Source organism: Skermanella sp. TT6, from assembly GCF_016653635.2.
Taxonomy (GTDB): Bacteria; Pseudomonadota; Alphaproteobacteria; order Azospirillales; family Azospirillaceae; genus Skermanella; species Skermanella cutis.
This window is the reverse complement of record NZ_CP067420.1, coordinates 4827800-4848208: the sequence shown is the minus strand read 5'-3', so window position 1 is coordinate 4848208 and position 20409 is coordinate 4827800. Positions and strand designations below refer to the sequence as shown.

The following is a 20409-nucleotide window of genomic DNA, read 5'->3' as shown; positions in this document are numbered from 1 at the left end:
GGCAGTTGTTTGTGCGTCAGGCAAGAGGGTGCTACGGTGAACCACATCGAGATCAAGGTCATGGGCCGATTGGCCAATCCCTCTCCTGGAGACAGAGTTTTGGCGTTGCTCAGCGCGTACTTTGACAAGTCCGCTACGGAGCCTGTGGGAGTCACGTCCGTCGCTGGATACGTTGCGCCGTTGGTAGAGTGGGAGCGCGTGGAAGCAGAATGGGCTGAGCATCTCGCGTTTTGGGGTCTGAAACGTCTTCATTTTTCCGAGATCGAACAGGATTTGGGTCGGGAAAAAGGGATACTGTGCGTCAAGGGCTTCGAGAGCATCATAGCCAAGTCGAGCATTGATGCCATTGGGGCCGCCCTTCTTGACAGGGACTGGCACAGGGATGACTGGAAAAGGGACGAAACACCAAAACTCTCCAGTCCGTATGAGCAGTGCCTGGACATGGTTCTGAAGTGTTTGGGAAAACATACTGAAGAACGATTTCCCGGAGCAGATGTGGCGGTTTTCTTCGACCAGGATGCAGCAGAAGATTGCATCCTAAGTGTTTTTAGAACGGCGCAGATCAATCATCCGCATCTCATTTCCGCGAACGTTGGTAGCAGCCTTAGATTTCTTCCCATTCAGTGCGCGGACCTCGGTGCCGGGATGCTCCGAAAGAGTTGGCTCAACATTGACTCCGGCAATGCTGACGACCTCCCCTGGGGAGCGATGCCACGAGGCGGAACGATAAGGACGGCATTCTGGTCACTACGACAGGAGGCTGCAGTTGCGCGAGCAATGCTCATTCATCTGCGCAATACGCGAGGTATCCCAGATCCCAGCTAGAGACAGAGTTGCGGCGCCATCCTATTCAGCGGCAGCACGAAGAAGGATGTCAGTGCATTCAGTAGAGGTGAGGGTCATATTCTTCTCAGCCTCCCATGCCAGCAGCCATAGCTGAGCACGAAGCACGGCAAGCCGCCGCGCTTGGTCCGGGGAGCAAGGTCCAGCGGCGGCTTCGTCAATCAACCGAATAGCTTCATTCAAGGCGGCTTGATTCATCGCACTATCCCTTTCGGCGTATCAGAACCTCGCCGTAAAGATCTAGGCTGATTCGGTTAATTTTCCGTCAATGAGCATAGTCTAGTGAGAACGGGATAGGTCAGATCCTCTGTGTCGCGATTGACGATCAAATTTTTCGCGATCCTACAGCCAGTGATGGGGTAGAACGTTATCGGTTCTCGTCACGTGGAAGCCCAGATTGACTCCCGAAGCGTTCATCAAAAAGTGGAAGGCATCGACGCTCACTGAACGTGCCGCTGCCCAATCGCATTTCCTCGACCTGTGCGCGCTCCTGGACGAGCCGACCCCGACCGACAGCGACCCGACCGGCGAGAACTACGCCTTCGAGCGGGGCGCCACCAAGACCACTGGCGGCGAGGGGTGGGCGGATGTCTGGAAGCGCGGCTGCTTTGCCTGGGAGAACAAGGGCAAGCGCAAGGATCTGCGAACCGCCTACGCCCAGCTCCAGCAATACGCTGTCGCGCTCGACAATCCGCCGCTGCTGGTCGTCTGCGACATGGAGACGATCGAGATCCACACCAACTGGACGAACACCGTCCATCAGATCTACCGGATCGGCATCGAGGATCTGCGGGAGGCGCATCATCGCGCTACGCTAAAGGCCGTGTTCAGTGATCCGGAAAAACTGAAGCCGGGTCAGACGCGGCAGGGATTGACCGAAAAGGCTGCGAAGGAGTTCGCGGGACTGGCGCTGCGGCTGCGCTCCCGCGGTCATGATGCGCAGGCGGTGGCGCATTTCATCAACCGGCTGGTCTTCTGCATGTTCGCGGAAGATGTGGGTCTGCTGCCGGGGCGCATGTTCCAGCGGATGCTGGAGCAAGGCGTGAAGCGGCCGGACCAGTTCGCACCGATGGCCAAGCAGTTGTTCGGCGCCATGCGCAGCGGTGGCCTCGTCGGCTTCGAGGAAGTCGCCTGGTTTAACGGTGGGCTGTTCGATGACGATGACGCGCTACCGATGGAGAAGGAGGATCTGGAGCAGGCATTGACCGCTGCCCGTCTCGACTGGGCGGAAATCGATCCATCGATCCTCGGCACCCTGTTTGAGCGCGGTCTGGACCCCGACAAGCGCAGCCAGCTTGGCGCGCACTATACCGACCGCGACAAGATCATGCTGATTGTCGGGCCGGTCGTCATCGATCCGCTTACTCGTGAATGGGAAGAAGCGAAGCTGACCGTTCAGGCGGCGCTGGAGAAGGCGCGGAAGGCGAAGTCCGCCTCAGCGTCCACCAAGGCCCATAACGATGCCTGGAGCCTCTGCATTGGGTTCCTGGAACGTCTGCGGCGCTTCCGGGTTCTCGATCCCGCTTGCGGCTCGGGGAATTTCCTCTACCTTGCCCTACTGGCGCTTAAAGAGCTGGAGCATCGCGTCAACCTGGACTGTGAGGCTATGGGCTTCACTCGTCAGTTCCCCGCCGTAGGGCCGGAAGCGGTGCGGGGCATCGAGATCAACCCCTACGCAGCCGAGTTGGCGCGCGTCTCCGTCTGGATCGGGGAAATTCAGTGGATGCAGCGCAACGGCTTCAACGTCTCGCGCAATCCCATTTTGAAACCACTCGAAAACATCGAATGTCGGGACGCCTTGTTTCCCGCTGATCCGACAGCACCTTGGCCTGACCCCGCACACTTATGGCCAAAAGCAGATGCCATCATTGGCAATCCCCCTTTCCTTGGGGACAAAATGATGATTGGCCTACTAGGCGAGCAGTATGTAAACCAGTTGAGACGCGGCTACGGTGACTGGTTGCCAGGTGGGTCGGACCTTGTATGCTACTGGTTCGCCATTGCCGACCGCGCACTTCGAGCTGGCCATGCACAGCGGGTCGGGTTTGTTGCGACCAACTCGTTACGGGGGGGCGCAAACAGAGCGGTTCTGAATGCCATTTTCAACCATAACAGGATAACAGACGCGTGGTCTGACGAGGAATGGACAGTGGAGGGTGCTGCCGTCCGCGTATCTCTCGTGTGTTTCGCGCAAAAAGAAGTTGCAGAACTAGAATGCCGATTGAATGGCTTAGTTGTGAAAGAGGTTTTCTCCGATCTGACAGCAGGAGGTGTTAACTTAACGGCAGCCACCACTCTTGAGCAGAACGCAGGCAAAGCTTTTATTGGTACTCAAAAGAGCGGGCCCTTTGATGTCTCTGAGAGTACGGCACGCAAGTGGTTGATGTTACCTCGCAATCCAAATGGTCAACCCAATTCCAATGTTGTCCGTCCGTGGATGAACGGCATGGATGTTACCCGCCGCCCGTCTGATACGTGGATCATAGACTTTGGGACATCAATGTCTGAAGAGGAAGCTGCTTTATATGAAGCACCTTTTCAGCACGCGTTGGCAAAAGTGAAACCTATGCGGGAGGGTGTGCGGCGCGATGGACATCGCCTGAATTGGTGGAGGCATGGTGAGGCCAGACCAGGGATGCGTCGGGCACTAACACCACTGTCCCGTTACATTGTAACTCCTCGCGTTGCCAAGCACCGAATTTTTGTCTGGCTTGATTCATCGGTTCTCCCCGACTGTCAGTTGGTTGTTATTGCCCGTGACGATGACACAACCTTTGGCATTCTTCAAAGCCGCTACCATGAGGGATGGGCACTGCGTCTATGCACCTTCTTAGGCGTTGGAAATGACCCGCGCTATACACCCAGTACCACATTTGAAACCTTCCCATTTCCTGAAGGACTGACACCCGATATCTCCGCAGTTGATTATGCTGCCGACCTGCGCGCGCAACGCATTGCCGCCGCGGCACAACGATTGGATGATCTACGCAGTAACTGGCTCAATCCGTCAGACTTGATCCAGCGCGTGCCTGAAGTCGTTCAAGGCTATCCAGATCGTCTAATGCCACTGAATGGAACAGCGGCGGAACTCCTGAGAAAGCGCACCTTAACTAACCTGTACAATGAGCGCCCAACTTGGCTTACCAATGTTCACCGCGAACTCGACCAAGCTGTGGCTGCTGCATATGGATGGCCTGAGGATATTACCGACGAAGACGCTCTGGCAGAGTTGTTCGCACTGAATCAGGCGCGTGCTTAGTCATCCTCCATGCGCAGGCTTTTGCATCCTATAGCCGAAAGGCACTGGATCATGAACACAGCGGTGAATTTGCCCCGAGCCACCTTGTTACGGATGTTCACTGCAGTGTCATGGACGCCTATCGCGGCCAGCTTCTCGGTTAGCTGGTCGTAGGTAATCCCTCGCCGGGTCATCTCGGCCTTCAGCAGCCCCTTTGTCAGTGCCGCCCACTCTTCCTCACTCCGCACGGTCGATCTCCCATAGCGTAGTCGTTACGGATGCCATCATATACGTTACGATTGCCATTGACAATATGACGCAGTGCCATCATATTCAGTGCGTAAGTAACGCAAACGATGGCAAAGGATCATGGCACAGCATTTCCTCATGTCGGCAGCGGCCCGCACGATCAGCCTGAAGGCTGTGATGCGGCTATCCGACGCGGATGCCTGGACCATGTTCCGCAAGCTGCGCTGGCCGGACACAGACGGCTCGCCGGTCTGCCCGCACTGCGAATGCCCGATCGCCTACGACGTGACCCGCGGCGCCACCCCGCGCTATCGCTGCAAGGCTTGCCGGCGTGACTTCAGCCCGACCAGCGGAACGCTGTTCGCCTATCACAAGCTCCATATCCGGGACTACATGGCGGCCATCGTGATCTTCGTGAACGCGGTGAAGGGCATCAGCGCCTTGCAGCTCGGCCGCGATCTCGACGTGTCCTACAAGGCGGCGTTCGTCCTGGGCCACAAGCTGCGCGAGGCGATGGCGACGGAGATGAAGGGTGCCACGGTCGGCGGCGTTGGCGCGGTCGTGGAAGTGGACGGCTGCCACGTCGGCGGTCATGTCCGCCCCGAGAACCGCAAGGAAGACCGCAAGGACCGTCGCCTAGCCGAGAACCAGACCGGCAAGCGCGAAGTCGTGGTTGCCGTCCGCGAGCGCGACGGGCGCACCCTGACCGCCGTGTTCAAGTCGGAAGCCGCCTCGGTGGACTTCATCAAGGCCCGCGTCGAGAAGGGCAGCACCATCCATGCCGACGAGGGGATCGGTTGGGACAAGCTCCGCGCCAAGTTCCCGGTCAAGGTGATCAACCACTCGCTGGCCTACAGCACGGATGAAGCCTGCACCAATCAGGCGGAAAGCTTCTTCTCCCGCCTGCGCCGCGCCGAATTCGGCCAGCATCACCGCATCAGCGGGATCTACCTGGGCAGGTACGCGGGTGAGATGGCATGGCGCGAGGATCACCGCCGCAAGCCCAACGGCACCCTGTTCAGCATCGTTGCCAAGCGCGCGGGCATCATGGGGCAGTCGGTGGACTTCACCGGCTACTGGCAAAGAAGTCGAGTAAACCAAGTCTAAGTTTAGAGTAGCCCCACGAAGCTGTTGACTCCAAACCCCGAATCATGATGGCGTCGTTATTGGCGCTCATCGCTGCCTTCTCCTGCCTGCCCTCATGCCCTGATACGGGCGGGGCGCACAGGGCACCCCGGAACGCCGGGGTTACCCCCGGCATCCACAGGAGAAGTTGCTATGAGAGCAGCCTGTACTTGGCCGAAACCCGTCTCGGTACGTTCGTACCAACGGTTCCGGTTCGGACAGTGGGAGACGGTAGTCTCTCACTGTCGATCCTGGCCTAAGCGCTGAACCCGCTTAGACTGAGATGAAGGGGCGGTTGATGGGCGCCACCTCGTACACGCATGTCAACATAGTCGGGACTCGCGGTCCAGAGAAATTGATACAAGCTACCGTTTTGGCATAGCTGTCACTTTCTGGCCTGCTCATCAGCGTCCCATTTGAAGTCGCCGTTGGCCTGTGGGAACCATGGACCGGCCAATGACCTTTGGCCGACATTGGCGAAAGGCCAGGACAACTAAGCCTTCAAAATTGCGGTAGTCACTGCAGCCGTGGCTGCTATTATCGCAGCCGCTATGGAGATAAAGTTAGTAGTAAATGCACGCCTGGATGTGCGTTCCTGTTCTGCTGATTGAAGGACAAAGGTAATCAGAAGCTGTAACTTGTTTGTGTCCAACGGTTCTATATAAGAGACTTCCTCGGGATCGTTGACATCCCCTCCTTCTTTCTGCGCGTATCTGGCCTGAAGCGCATAATAATGCTGACCATTTCTTGCCTTTCTGACTGAACGTCTGTAAATACCAGGAAAGTTGTTAAAAACTTTCTGAAGCCTATCCTCGTCCAAGGATAACTCCTCTGCCATGTTCTTCGGCGAACGAGCCCAATAATAATTATGAGAACCCAAATATATTATCGATGCCAAGAGATAGTCAACATTCTGTGCGTATTGCATAATGCGATATCCTTTTATGATTCTGGTAAAACCTCAACACCAAGTCGGCTGTTTCGACAACGTTCTGTAGTCCAAGTATTGTTCACTCATGGTTTGGTAGGAAATAGTCTCGAAAGGTTAGACACCGACTTTCCACCCCATAGCCCCATCCATCGGCACCCGCTCCAAGTCGCTCATCCGCCTCAGCGTCTCCCGCAGACTGCGCTTGATCTGCTCCACTACCCGCGCGTCGGACCGGTCGATGCCTTTGGCGTCCATGATGTGCTCCGCGATAGTCCGTGTCAGCACTGGCGCTTCGGCATCGCGCAGGATGTCGTAGACGAGGTTCCGGCACTCACCCGGCCTGAACCAGTCGCTACGCCGGCTGATGTCCTTGGCCCGGATAGCATCGGGATCGGCTTTGCCGTACATCCGCAACACCGCGTCGATATGCACCAGGTCGGCCTGGTGCCGGTTGATCTGCCTCTCCAGCTCCGCGATCTGCCCGGAGATCTCCGACCGCTTCTCAACCAGCGCTGATACCACGTGAAGTTCCGCCACTGCCCATCTCCATTCCACAGGTTGATCTAGGAAAAAATGACTCGACGGCGGTGTGGAATCGGGTTCTCTTGACTGCGGCACCTGCCGTTCACCTCGGCATGATTCTCCATCCGGCACATCGCTACCCGGCAGGGCGATAATGCCCTTGATGGAGGTGACCATGAGCAAATGTGGATGCCGTCGCGGACGGAGCGGGAAGAAGCCTGGACCAAAGACCGTGTGGGTTCGCGCTCACAAACGTCCTAAGCCCAGGCCCCCGCGCCGATGCAGGTAAGGGTTAGTCACTAGCTAACCAGCGGCAGGTGCCACCTCCCCGATTCTGCCTACCTCCCGAGTCGCCGTCCACACATTTATCCAGTATCGCCTACAGGCAGCATAGCGCACACGAAAGCCAGGCGCCGGGCGGGCGTGGTGGCGTTTGATACCGAATACCGCGATCACGAACGCGACCTACGACGCCTCGACCGGCGTGCTGACGGTGACCGGCACCGGCTTCACCAAGCTCGGCGGCGCCACCAACGACATCGACGTGTCCAAGCTGAGCCTGACCGGCCAGGGCGGCAATTCCCGTACGCTGACCTCGTCGAACGTGGAGATCACCAGCGGCACGTCGTTCACGGTCACGCTGAACGCGGCGGACAAGCTGGCGGTCAACGGCCTGCTCAACAAGAACAGCACGACGGCGGTCGACAACACCACCTACAACCTGGCGGCGGCGGAGGACTGGGCGGCCGGCGCCGACGCGGCAGTCACCACCGTGGACGCGACCGGCAACGGCGTGACCGTCAGCAACGTCGCGGCGCCGACGATCACGTCGGCCACCTACGACGCCACGTCGGGCGTGCTGACGGTGACCGGCACCGGGCTGGTCGGGGCGTCGGGCGCCGCCAACGACATCACCGTCAGCAAGCTGACGCTGCTGGGCGAGGGCAACGCCACCCATACCCTGACGACATCCGACGTCGAGGTGACCAGCGCCACCAGCTTCTCGGTCACGCTGTCCGGGACCGACAAGGCGGCCGTCAACCAGATCCTGAACAAGGCGGGCACCAGCTCGACCGGCGGCGCCACCTACAACCTCGCGGCGGCCGACGACTGGAACACCGTGATCACCGGGGGCGACATCGCCGACGCGACGAACGCCGTGACGGTCAGCAACGTGCCGGTGCCGGCGATCACGTCGGCGACCTACGACGCCTCGACCGGCATCCTGACGGTCACCGGCACCGGCTTCCTGAAGCGCGACGGCGCCGACAACGATGTCGACGTGACCAAGCTGACGCTGAGCGGCGAGGGCGGGGCGACCCGCACGCTGACCACGTCGAACGTGGAGGTGACCAGCGCCACCAGCTTCTCGGTGACGCTCAACGCCGCCGACCAGGAGGCGGTGGCGCTGTTCCTGAACAAGAACGGCACCAGCTCGACCGGCAACACCACCTACAACCTCGCCGCGGCGGAGGACTGGGCGGCGGGCGCCGACGCGGCGGTCACCGTGGCCGACACCACGGGCAACGTGGTGACGGTCAGCAACCGGGCCAGCCCGGCGATCACCTCGGCGACCTACAACGCCTCGACCGGCGTGCTTACGGTGACCGGCACGGGCTTCTCGTCGCGGAGCGGCGCCACCAACGACATCGACGTCACCAAGCTGACGCTCAGCGGCGACAGCACGGCCTACACGCTGACCGCCAACACCACGGACGTGGAGGTCACCAGCGCCACCAGCTTCACGGTGACCCTGGGTTCGACCGACAAGACGGCGGTCGCCTCGCGCCTCAACAAGGACGGCACCAGCTCGACCGGCAACGTCACCTACAACCTCGCCGCGGCCGAGGACTGGGCGCGCGGCGCGGATTCGGCGCTCACCATCGCCGACCTCACCGGCAACGGCATCACGGTGTCGGGCAACAACGCGGCACCCACCTTCACCAACCTGAACGGCGGCGGCACCTATACCGAGGCCGGGATCGCGGTCGTGATCGACGCCGACGTGCTGGTCGCCGACACCGAGCTGGATGCGCTGAATTCGGCCGCCGGCAACTACAACGGCGCCACCCTGACCATCCGGCGCAACGGCGGCGCCAACGCCCAGGACGTGTTCGGCTTCAGCGACGGCAACGGGATCTCGCTGAGCGGCACGGACCTAGTGAAGAACAGCCTGACCATCGCCACCTTCAGCCAGACGACGGCCGGCCAGCTCGTGGTCACCTTCACCAACGTGAACGGCGAGACGCCGACCTCGGCCGACGCGGACAACATCCTGCGGCAGATCACCTACCGCAACACCTCCAACGCGCCGCCGTCCAGCGTGACGCTGGACTGGATCTTCAACGACGGCACCACCGACAGCACCGGCACCAACCAGGCGACGGTGACCGTCACGGACGTGACGGCGGCATCGTCCACCGCGGCCGGCTTCAACACCACCACCGGCGCCAACCTGAACCCCGGCATCACCTTCGGCAGCGGCAACGAGACGCTGACCATCGCCAGCGCCAGCCACATCACCAGCGCGTCGGTCGCCAGCGGCGGCACCGGCACCGACACGCTGGTGCTCGGGGTGACGGGGATCGACCTGTCCACCCCCGGATTTACGCTGAACGGGTTCGAGAACCTGACCCTCGACGGCATCGCCGCGGCAACCATGACCGCGGCCCAGCACGCCACCTTCGGCAGCGGCACCATCTCGGCCACCGGCACCAACCAGATCACCTTCTCCGACGCCGTTACCGGCCAGACCGGTTATGCGGCAGTGGAAACCTATGTGCTGGCCAACGGCACCAACAGCTTCACCCTGGGCGCCAACGGGCAGAGCGTCACCGGCGGCACCGGCAACGACACGGTGGACGTGGGCATCCGGACGCTTACCGCCGGCACCACCCTGTCGGGCGGCGACGGCACCGACACGCTGGTGCTGGGCAACGGCGCGAACATCTCGGGCGCCAATGTCAGCGGGTTCGAGAACCTGACGATCGCGTCGGGTGCCACGGTGACCATGACGGCGGCGCAACTGGCGCAGTTCACCGGCACGATCACGGCGGCCGGGACCGAGACGATCACCGTCACGGGCGACGGCAACTTCACCACGCTGGCCAATGTCGAGACCTTCTCGGTCGGCGACGATTCGACCAACGCGCGGACCATCACCGTGGCCGCCGCCGGGACCAGCGTGACGGCCACATCGGCGACCGACGCGGTGACCTTCGACATCGGCACGCTCACCTACACCGGCACGCTAACCGGAGCCGGCACCAACGACATCGTGCGGGCGAGCGGCGGGGCGAACCTGACCGGCGGCACCTTCACCACCGTCACCAACCTCGCCATCGGCACCGCGGGGACGGTGACGATCAACACCACCAACCTGGGCGCGTTCTCGACCTCCATCGCCGGCTCGGCGGGCAGCGACGTGCTGGCGCTGTCGGGCGGCGGCACCTTCGACTTCACGTCCGGCAGCCGCACCGTGGGCGGGATCGAGGGCATCGCGCTGGCCTCCAACGCCGCCTACACGATCACGGTGGGCGACAACTTCAACATCAACGGCGGCACCTTGACGGTGACCAACACCTCGGGCGCCGCCATCACCGGCGCGGTCGGCATCGACGCGAGCCGGTTCGCCGGCGGCGACGCGCTGAGCGTGGGCGCCATCGGCCTGGACGGCGGCGCGACCCTGACCGGCGGTGCCGGCGCCGACACGCTGACCGGCGGCGCGGGCAACGACACCATCACCGGCAACGGCGGCGCCGACACCATCGTCGGCGGCGGCGGCGACGACGTGTTCGTCATCAACGGCAGCAGCGACATCGCGGTTGGCGAGAGCTATGACGGCGGCACCGGCAACGACACCCTGTCGGTGACCGCGACCACCGATTTCACCGGCGTGTCCACGCTGACCAGCATCGAAACCCTGACCCTGGCCGCCGGCGTCGGCGTGACCTTCGACGCGGCGGCGGTCACCGGCGACACCATCGCCGTCAACGGCACCGGCAACAACGGCGGCGAGAGCCTGACGGTCAACGGCACCAACAGCGCCGACACGATCAACCTGTCCGGGCTGACGCTGGACCTGGACGACATCGCCGGCGCGACCATCAACGGCCTGATCAACGCCGACACCATCACCGGCACCAACGGCGCCGACATCATCGACGGCGGGGCGGGCGCCGACACGATCGACGGCGGCGGTGGCAACGACGTGTTCGTCTACGCCTCCCTCGGCGCCTTCATCTCCGGCGGCACCGTGGTGGACAACATCACCGGCGGCACCGGCACCGACACGGTGCGCATCACCGACACCGGCGCGATCACCATCGCCGCCGGCAACCTCGCCACCCGGATCGGCACGGTGGAGACCCTGGCGGTGGTGGCCGCCAACACCGGCGGGATCAGCATCACCCTGAACGAGACCGACCGCGCGAACAGCGGGCTCAACACCATCGACCTGTCGGGCGACAGCAGCACCACCGGCGCCAACACGGTCGACCTGAGCGCCGTGACCGGCGGCGCCTTCACCGTCACCGGCTCGTCCGGGGCGGATACGATCACCGGCACGACGGGGGCCGACACCATCAACGCCGGCGACGGCGACGACACGGTGAACACCGGCGGCGGCAACGACACGCTGAACCTGGGCGCCGGCGCCAACATGGTGACCATCACGGACGGTCACGATATTTCGGGCGCGAGCATCAATACCTCGGGCGGCGGCACCTACGGCCTGACGGTCAACGGCAACGCCACCATGACCGGCGCGCAGCACTCCGGCGCGACCGGCATCACCGCAGCCGGCGGCAGCGACCAGATCACCTTCAGCGGCACGGTGACCGGGCTGACCGGCGCCGCGGCGGTGGAAACCTACGTGCTGGCGAACGGCACCAACAGCTTCACCCTGGGGGCGGCCGGACAGAACGTGACCGGCGGCACGGGGGCCGACACGGTGAGCACCGGCGCGTTCGACGCCACCGGCGCGCTGTCGCTGGGCGGCGGCGCCAACGTGGTGAGCATCGCCGATGGCCGGAGCATCGCCGGGGCGACGATCTCGGCGACCGGCACCTACAGCCTGACGGTCAACGGCAACGCCACCATGACCGGCGGGCAGCACAGCGGCGCCAATTCGATCACGGCGTCGGGCGGCAGCGACCAGATCACCTTCAGCGGCGTCGTGACCGGCGTCACCGGCGCCGCGGCGGTGGAAACCTACGTGCTGGCGAACGGCACCAACAGCTTCACGCTGGGGGCGGCCGCGCAGAACGTGACCGGCGGCACGGGCGACGACACGGTCAGCACCGGGGCGTTCAACGCCACCGGCGCGCTGGCGCTGGGGGCCGGGGCCAACGCGGTGAGCATCGCCAACGGCCAGAGCATCGCCGGCGCCACCATCACCACCTCGGGCGGCGGCACCTACGGCCTGACGCTCAACGGCGGCGCGACCATGACCGCGTCCCAGTACGGCGGGGCCAGCGGCATCGCCGCGACCGGCACCACCGACCAGATCACCTTCACCGACGCCTTCAGCGGCACGGTGGACGGCGCGGTCGAAGCGGTGGTCCTGGCCAACGCCACCAACAGCGTCACCCTGGGCGGAAACGGGCAGAGCGTGACCGGCGGCACCGGCAACGACACGGTGGACGTGGGCACCCGCACGATCACCGGCACGCTGTCGGGCGGCACGGGCACCGACACGCTGGTGCTGGGCAACGGCGCGAACATCTCGGGCGCCACCGTCAGCGGGTTCGAGAACCTGACGATCGCATCGGGCGCCACGGTGACCATGACGGCGGCGCAGCTCGCCCAGTTCACCGGCACCATCACGGCGGCCGGGACCGGGGCCGGCGGGGAAACCATCATCGTCACCGGCATCGGCGACTTCACCACGCTGGCCAACATAGAAACCTTCAACGTCACCGGCGACGAAACCGACAATCTCCGCACCATCACCGTGGCGCAGGCCGGGGTGAACGTCTCCGCCACCTCGGCGGACGACGCGGTGACCTTCGACGTCGGCACGCTGGCCTATACCGGCACGCTGACCGGGGCCGGCACCAACGACATCGTGCGGGCGAGCGGCGGGGCGAACCTGACCGGCGGCACCTTCACCACCGTCACCAACCTCGCCATCGGCACCGCGGGGACGGTGACCATCAATGCCGCCAAGCTGGGCAGCTTCTCGACTTCCATCGCGGGCTCGTCGGGTTCCGACACGCTGGCGCTGTCGGGCGGCGGCACCTTCGACTTCACGTCCGGCAGCCGCACCGTGGGCGGGATCGAGGGCATCGCGCTGGCCTCCAACGCCGCCTACACGATCACGGTGGGCGACAACTTCAACATCAACGGCGGCACCTTGACGGTGACCAACACCTCGGGCGCCGCCATCACCGGCGCGGTCGGCATCGACGCGAGCCGGTTCGCCGGCGGCGACGCGCTGAGCGTGGGCGCCATCGGCCTGGACGGCGGCGCGACCCTGACCGGCGGTGCCGGCGCCGACACGCTGACCGGCGGCGCGGGCAACGACACCATCACCGGCAACGGCGGCGCCGACGCGATCGACGGCGCCGGCGGCGACGATACCTTCGTCTACAACACCAACGACGTGGCAACCGGGGAAACCCTGGCCGGCGGCGCGGGCACCGACACGATCAGCGTGGTCACCTCGACCAGCTTCGCCAACCTGACCACGGCGACGATCCTGACGGCGGGCGCGGTCGAGCGGATCCTGATCACGTCGGGCCAGACCGCGACCTTCGCGGGCGCGCAGCTCTCCAATCAGGCGATCGCGGTGAACGCGACCACGAACGCGGCGGCGACGCTCGACATCGACGTGGCGAGCGGCGGCACGGTGAACTTCTCGACGCTGACCTTCACCGCCTTCGGCGGCCACGACGCCTTCGACAGCGGCACCGACATCGTCACCATCGACGGGACGTCGGGGAACGAGACCATCACCGGCACCAGCATCGCCGACGTGATCAGTCCCGGGGCCGGCACGGACATCCTGACGCTCGGCACCGGCAACGACACGGTCAGGGGGACGGTCGCGGAACTGGCCGGCGACACCATCACCGACCTGGCCGCCGGAGACCGGGTGCAGCTCGCCGGCGCGCCGAACCTGACCGGCGCCAATATCCGGATCAGCAGCGGCACGCTTCAGATCGACACCGACGCGACGACCTTCGCCTCGGCGGAGGTCTCGATGACGCTGACCAACGCGCCGAGCTTCGGGTTCAGCGCGGTCAACACCAACGGCAACGCCGACACGCTGTTCACCGCCAACACCTTCCCGACCCTCGACCTGGACGGTGGCGGCGGAACGACCGGCAACACGGTGACCCTTGCCGATGCCGCCAACGGGCTGGCCACCGCCGCCGCCACCGCGGCCGATGCCGAGAACGACACCGGCAACTGGAACACCGGCACGCTGACCGTCCAGCGGGTGAGGAACGACGGGTCCGGCACGGCCGACGGCACGGGCGCCGACGTGTTCAGCTTCCTGACCGGCCACTCCATCACCTTCACCGGCGGCCCGATGGCGGCCTCCACGGCCGGCAACGGCACCCTGTCCCACGGCGGCACCCAGTTCGCCACCTGGACCTACACCAATGCCGGGAAGCTCACCGTGTCCTTCTCGTCGGGCTCCACCTCGACCATGGTGCGCGACCTGGTGCGGAGCATCGGCTACGGCAACGCGACGCCCTACGGCGACGCCACGATCCGCTTCACGCTCGACGACGGGATCGGCTCGGCCACCGCCGACGCGACGGTCACCAGTTCGACCATCTACGCGGACCTGAGCGCCGATACCGACGCCGACGGCGACGCCGCCGACGGCTTCTCGCTGCGCGAGGCGCTGGCGCGCGGCGTGGCGCAGACGGGGGCCGACACCATCAAGGTCAAGCTGGCCGACAATTCCACCGTCACGCTCGCCAGCAGCGTCACGACCGGGGCCGGCGACACGCTGGACCTCGACCAGGCGAACGGCCTGACCCTCGCGCGGAGCGGCACGGCCGTGATCACGCTGGGCGGCGCGCTGACCGTCACCAGCGGCTCCGGCGACACGGCGACCCTCAGCGCGGTCATCGCCGGCAGCGGGGCGCTGACCAAGGCGGGCGCGGGCACCGTGACGCTTTCCGGCACCAATACCCGCACCGGCGCCGCCAGCGTCTCCGCCGGCACCCTGTCGATCAGCGGCGGCTCGTCCCTCGACGACGCGGCGATGGCGAGCGTCGCCTCGGGCGCCACCCTGGCGCTGGGTGCCGACGAGACCGTCGGCTCGCTGGACGGCGCCGGCACGGTGTCGCTGGGCGCGCACACCCTGACCGCCGGCGGCGACGGCACCTCGACCGGCTTCTCCGGCGTCATCGCGGGCACCGGCGGGCTGACCAAGGCCGGCACCGGCACGCTGACGCTGACGGGGATCAACACCTATACCGGCGCCACCACCGTGTCGGCCGGCAACCTCGAACTCAACAACGGCAGCGGCACGGCGCTGGCCGACGGCGGCACGGTCTCGGTGACCGGCACGCTGACCTTGTCGTCCGCCACCGAGACGATCGGCGCGCTGACGGGGGCCGGCACGGTCGCGGTCGGCGCCAAGGCGCTGACGGTCAGCCAGTCCACGGACACCACCTTCTCGGGCACCCTGACCGGCACCTCGGCCGGCAGCCTGACCAAGGCCGGCGCCGGCACTCTGACCCTGACCGGGACCGGCAGCAACGCCGGCTTCGCGGGGGGGACGGTGGTCGCCGGCGGCACCCTGTCGGCCGCCGGTCAGACCAACCTGGGCCAGGGCGCCCTGACGCTCGACGGCGGCACGCTGAAGGTCACCGGATCGGGCGCCAGCCTGTCCAACGCGCTGAGCGTCGGGACGGGCGGCGGCACGCTGGCCAGCGACGGCAACGACGTCACCCTGTCCGGCGCGATCTCCGGCTCGGGGGCGCTGACCAAGACGGGCGCCGGCACGCTGATCCTGACCGGCGCCAGTTCCGGAGCGGCCTTCACCACGACCGTCTCGGCCGGCGCGCTGTCCGTCGCCGCCGACGCCAACCTGGGCGGCGGGAGGGTGACGCTGAACGGCGGCACGCTGACCCTGACCGGCGCCGGCGCCGATATCGACAACCTGCTGGAACTGGGGTCCGGCGGCGGCACGGTGAGCAACGCCGTCGCGGCCACCCTGTCCGGCACGATCTCCGGCTCGGGAGCGCTGACCAAGACGGGCGCGGGCACGCTGACCCTGACCGGCGCCAGTTCCGGAGCGGCCTTCACCACGACCGTCTCGGCCGGCGCGCTGTCCGTCGCCGGGGATGCCAACCTGGGCGGCGGGAAGGTGACGCTGAACGGCGGCACGCTGACCGTGACCGGGGCCGGCGCCGATATCGACAACCTGCTGGAACTGGGATCCGGCGGCGGCACGGTGGGCAACGCCGTCGCGGCCACCCTGTCCGGCGTGATCTCCGGATCGGGAGCGCTGACCAAGGACGGCGCGGGCACGCTGACCCTGACGGGGAACAACACCTATGCCGGCGCCACGACGGTGGCCGCCGGCATCCTGGCGGCCGGGCACGCCGGCGCGCTCGGCACCACGGCGGCCGGCACGACGGTCGCCAGCGGAGCCACCCTTCAGATCGGCTCCGGCATCACGGTCGCCGAGGCGGTGACGATCAGCGGCACCGGCGCGTCCGGGGTAGGCGCGCTCTACGCGGCGTCCGGGACCGGCACCGTTTCCGGCACGGTGACCCTGGCGGCGAACGCCACCCTGGGCGCCGCCTCGGGTGCCACGCTGGCCCTGACGGGCGGGATCACCGACGGGTCCTCGACCTTCAACCTGACCAAGGCCGGGGCCGGCACCGTGGCGCTGACCACCGCCAACGCCAGCTACGACGGCACCACCACGGTGTCGGCCGGCACGCTGTCGATCGACTCCGACGGCCGCCTGGGCGCCGGCAAGCTGACGCTCGCGGCCGGCGCCGTTTTCCAGGTGACCGCCGCCACCACCGTCGACAACGCCATCGAGCTGACCGGCGCCGCCACCGTCCGGACCGACGCCGACGTCACCGTCAGCGGCGCGCTGTCGGGCGGCGCGCAGGCGCTGGCCAAGACCGGCTCGGGCAAGCTGACCCTGACCAACACCGCCAACGAGGCCGGGCTGACCGGCGGCGTGACCGTTTCCGCCGGCACTCTGGCCGTTTCCCACGACGACGCGCTGGTGGGCGGCGAGGCGACGCTGAACGGAGGCACGCTGGCCGCCACGGTCGCCGACATCTCCATCGACAACGCCGTGGCGATCGGTTCCGGCGGCGGCACCATCGACCTGTCCACCGCCTCCTTCACGCTGGCCGGGGTGATCAGCGGCGGCGGCGCGCTCGCGGTCAGCAGCACCAACGCCGGCAACGTGCTCGGGCTGTCGGCCAGCAACACCAACAGCGGCGGCGTGACGCTCAACAGCGGGATCATCCAGGTCGGCTCCGCCACCGCGCTCGGCACCGGCACGCTGACCGTGCTGGGCGGCAAGATCCGCGCCAGCGGCACCAACAGCTATACCCTGGCCAACGCCGTGTCGATCGGCGGCACCTTCACCCTGTCCGGCTCGGGCGCGCTGACCTTCACGGGTGCCGTCGACCTGGGCGGGGCGACCCGCACCGTCAACAACTCGATCAGCGCCGACCTGACCTTCGGCGGCGTCATCGGCAACGGCGGCGTGACCGTCGCGAGCCAGGGGACCGGCAAGGTCGTCCTGTCCGGCGCCAACACCTATGCCGGCGGCACCTCGGTCACGGCGGGCACCCTCAGCGTGTCCGCGGACGCGAACCTCGGCACGGCCCCCCTGACGCTGGCCGGCGGCACGCTGGAATTCACCGGCACCGGCGCGCAGGAGATCACCAAGGCCATCGCGCTCGGCACCGGCGGCGGCACGATCAGCTACGCCCTGACCGGCGGCACCGACGCGCTGACGCTGTCGGGCGCGATCACCGGCACCACGACGCTGACCAAGGCGGGGGCGGGCACGGTCGCGCTGACCGGGAGCACCAACAGCGCCGCCGCCTGGGCGGCCACGATCGGCGGCGGCACGCTGTCGGTGGGCGCCGACGCCAACCTGGGGCAGGGAACGGTGACCCTGGCGGCCGGCACCGCGCTGAAGGTGACCGCCGCCGCCACGATCGACAACGCCGTCACGCTGACCGGCGACGCCTCGGTCCGGACCGAGGCCGACGTCACGCTGTCCGGCGCGGTGGCTGCCAACGGCTTCGCCCTGACCAAGGTCGGCACCGGCACCCTGACCGTGACCGGCGCCACCGGCGGCATGTCCGTCACCGCCGGCACGGTGGCCGTGGGCTCGGCCTCGGCGCTGGCCGGCACGGTGACCCTGAACGGCGGCACCCTGAGCGTCACGGGGTCGGGGCTTTCCCTCGCCAACGCGATCACGCTCGGCGCCTCCAACGGCACGGTGAGCAACGCCAACCCGCTGACCCTGTCGGGCGCGATCTCCGGCACGGGCAACCTGACCAAATCGGGCGCCGGCACGCTGACCCTGACCGGCACCAGCAGCTATTCCGGCACCACCACGGTGTCGGCCGGCACGCTGGCGGTCAACGGGTCGCTGACCGGCACCGGGGCGGTGACGGTTTCCTCCGGCGCCACGCTGGGCGGTTCGGGCAGCGTCGCGGGCGCCGTCTCGATCACGAGCGGCGGCACCGTCGCGGCCGGCAACAGCCCCGGCACGCTGACGCTGGGCAACGGCCTCGCCATCTCCTCGGGCGGCTTCCTGGCGGCGGAGCTGAACGGCACCACGGCCGGCACCGGCTACGACCGGATCGCGGTGACCGGCACGGTCAACATCACCGGCGCGAGGCTGACGCTGACCCTGGGCTATACGCCCGCGATCGGCGACAGCTTCGTCCTGATCAGCAATGACGGCACCGACGCCATCACCGGCACCCTGAAGACGTCGGACGGCTTCACCCTGGCGCAGGGCGATACCTTCGCGTCCGGCGGCTACACCTTCCAGATCAGCTACACCGGCGCCGACGGCAACGACCTGACGGTGACGGTGGTCAACAACGCGCCGGTGCTGATCGACACCTATTCGCCGACGCTGACCGGCATCGCCGAGGACGTGGCGGACGCCTCCAACACCGGCACCAGCATCGCCTCCATGGTGGTCGACAGCTCGATCACCGATGCCGACGGCACGGCGGTCAAGGCGATCGCGGTCACCGCGGTCGACAACGCCAACGGCACCTGGCAGTACTCGACCAACAACGGAACGAGCTGGACCGACTTCGGCTCCTCCGTCTCCGCGTCCGCCGCGCGCCTGCTCGACGGAACGCTGACCGGCAACGATACGCACAAGATCCGCTTCGTCCCGGCGGCCAACTACAACGGCTCCGCGACCATCACCTTCCGCGCCTGGGACAAGTCGAGCGGCACCGCCGGCAGCACGGCGGACACCGGGACCGGCAAGAACGGCGGCATCACGGCGTTCTCGACCGCGACCGACACGGCGTCGATCGCCGTCGGCGCGGTCAACGACGCGCCCAGCTTCACCGGCGGCGCCACCCTGGCGGCGGTCGACGAGGACACCACGGCGCCCGCGGGCGCCACGGTGACCAGCCTGTTCTCCACGCTGTTCTCCGATGCCACCGACACGGTGACCGGCGGCTCGTCCGCCAACGCGCTGGCCGGGATCGCGATCTCCGGGGATGCCAGCACGGGGACCCAGGGCACCTGGCAATACTCGACCGACGGCACCAACTGGCATTCGGTCGGCACGGTCTCGACCTCGGCGGCGCTGCTGCTCGACACCGGCGCCAGGCTGCGCTTCGTTCCGGCCGCCAACTACAACGGCACGCCGGGCGCGCTGACCGTGTTCGCGGTGGACGACTCCTCCGCCACCACCTTCACCAGCGGCACCGCCCGGGCGAGCTTCGACACCACGTCCGACGACGGCACCTCCAAGGTGTCGGCGGCGGGAGTCTCGCTCGGAACATCCATCGCCTCGGTCAACGACGCGCCCACGGACATCGCGCTGACCGCCGGCACGGTGACCGTGTTCGACACGGCCAACGCGGTGATCGGCACGCTGTCGGCGACCGACGTGGACCATGCGTCGCACAGCTTCTCCATCGTCAGCGTCAACGGCGACACCACCGCCGCCAGCTTCAACGTCAGCGGCACCAGCCTGCGGGCGACCAGCCCGACCACCCTGGCCACCGGCACCTACGCGGTGGTCGTGCGCGCCGACGACGGCGCCACCGGCGGGACCTACGACAAGTCGCTCTCGATCACCGTGACGAACGAGCTGACGGTCACCGTGAACTCGGACGACGGCGTGGACGCGGGCGACACCGACGGAACGGCCGACGCCACCATGGCCGCCGCGACCGCGGACGGCGGCGGGCTCTCCCTGCGGGAGGCGCTGCATTTCGCGGCCAACAACCCCACCGGCGCCACCATCCGGTTCGCCGCCGGGCTCAGCGGCCAGACCATCATCCTC

7 protein-coding genes (1 of these 7 running past the window's edge) are annotated in these 20409 nt (G+C 66.4%); 4 read left to right on the top strand and 3 right to left on the bottom strand.

What is annotated here, in order from left to right:
* The first annotated feature begins 36 nt into the window (after positions 1–36).
* Positions 37–825 (top strand): hypothetical protein, encoded by a 789-nt coding sequence (locus tag IGS68_RS22555; RefSeq protein WP_201074122.1) that lies wholly within the window; start codon positions 37–39, stop codon positions 823–825.
* A gap of 415 nt (positions 826–1240) precedes the next feature.
* The gene (locus IGS68_RS22550) at positions 1241–4102 is read left to right on the top strand and encodes a class I SAM-dependent DNA methyltransferase (protein ID WP_201074120.1); all 2862 of its coding nucleotides are present in this window, start codon (positions 1241–1243) and stop codon (positions 4100–4102) included.
* Here the strand turns inward: IGS68_RS22550 and IGS68_RS22545 are convergent.
* On the bottom strand, positions 4099–4329 hold the full coding sequence (locus IGS68_RS22545) for a DUF6471 domain-containing protein (RefSeq protein WP_201074118.1): 231 nt from the start codon (positions 4327–4329) through the stop codon (positions 4099–4101). The genes IGS68_RS22550 and IGS68_RS22545 overlap by 4 nt on opposite strands.
* A 121-nt stretch (positions 4330–4450) precedes the next feature.
* On the opposite strand from IGS68_RS22545, the gene IGS68_RS22540 reads away from it, so the two are divergent.
* Positions 4451–5437, top strand: a complete 987-nt coding sequence (locus tag IGS68_RS22540) for an IS1595 family transposase (RefSeq protein WP_201074116.1) — start codon at positions 4451–4453, stop codon at positions 5435–5437.
* A gap of 511 nt (positions 5438–5948) precedes the next feature.
* Here the strand turns inward: IGS68_RS22540 and IGS68_RS22535 are convergent.
* Positions 5949–6383, bottom strand: coding sequence for a hypothetical protein (locus tag IGS68_RS22535; protein ID WP_201074113.1), 435 nt, complete (start codon positions 6381–6383; stop codon positions 5949–5951).
* A gap of 117 nt (positions 6384–6500) precedes the next feature.
* Positions 6501–7085, bottom strand: a complete 585-nt coding sequence (locus IGS68_RS22530; RefSeq protein ID WP_201074111.1) for a hypothetical protein — start codon at positions 7083–7085, stop codon at positions 6501–6503.
* Positions 7086–7341: 256 nt separating this feature from the next.
* Between IGS68_RS22530 and IGS68_RS22525 the strand changes: the two genes are divergently transcribed.
* On the top strand, positions 7342–20409 hold the start of the coding sequence (locus IGS68_RS22525) for an Ig-like domain-containing protein (RefSeq protein ID WP_201074109.1). The gene runs 15006 nt beyond the window's last position; only the first 13068 of its 28074 coding nucleotides appear in the window; its start codon is at positions 7342–7344; the stop codon falls past the right edge of the window.